2 protein-coding genes are annotated in these 628 nt (G+C 45.5%); both read right to left on the reverse strand.

Annotated features, from left to right (window positions below; genetic code table 11):
• Window positions 1-353: NapC/NirT family cytochrome c (locus tag R7R78_RS27345; protein WP_225474759.1), on the reverse strand; the 353-nt coding region annotated here is incomplete at its 3' end.
• A gap of 28 nt (window positions 354-381) precedes the next feature.
• Window positions 382-628: nitrate reductase cytochrome c-type subunit (locus R7R78_RS27350; protein ID WP_225474760.1), on the reverse strand; the 247-nt coding region annotated here is incomplete at its 5' end.

The following is a 628-nucleotide window of genomic DNA, read 5'->3' on the forward strand; positions in this document are numbered from 1 at the left end:
CGAGCTTGGCACTTCTCTGGTGTATCAATGGTGCCAAGAACGTAGTGTGCAAACAGTTCTTTTGACGCTTGAACTTTACGTACGATCTTATCTGTCCATTCATGTGGTACGTGACAGTCAGAACAGATTGCACGAACGCCTGAACGGGTAGAGTAGTGGATCGTCTCTTGGATTTCTTTCACGATAGGTGCGTGACACCCAGAACAGAATTCTTCCGTGTTCGTTGCTTCCATACCCGTGTTGAATGCGCCCCAAAACAGAAGACCACCGGCAAAGCCTAAGAATAAAACCACACCAGCGGCAGCTTTACTTGGGTTCTTCAGCCTCTTCCAAAACGCTTTAAGTATTTTCATAAATGACCTCTTAGTACTTGCGTTTCAACTACTGAAGTGAATCAACTGACTGGAATTCATTTTCCACTAGCGGTTTCGCATTGGTTTGTGGAACGTGACATTGCAAACAGAAGTAACGACGAGGAGAGACATCAGCAAGTACTGCATCTTGGCGGTTTACATAGTGCGTTACACTGATTTTTGTTGCGCCAGACTCTTTCGCGTTTTTCCAGCTATGACATGCAAGACACTTGTTTGCGTTCAGTGACACTTCGTAGCTACGGATGCTATGTGGA

Source organism: Vibrio sp. 2134-1 (assembly GCF_033339495.1).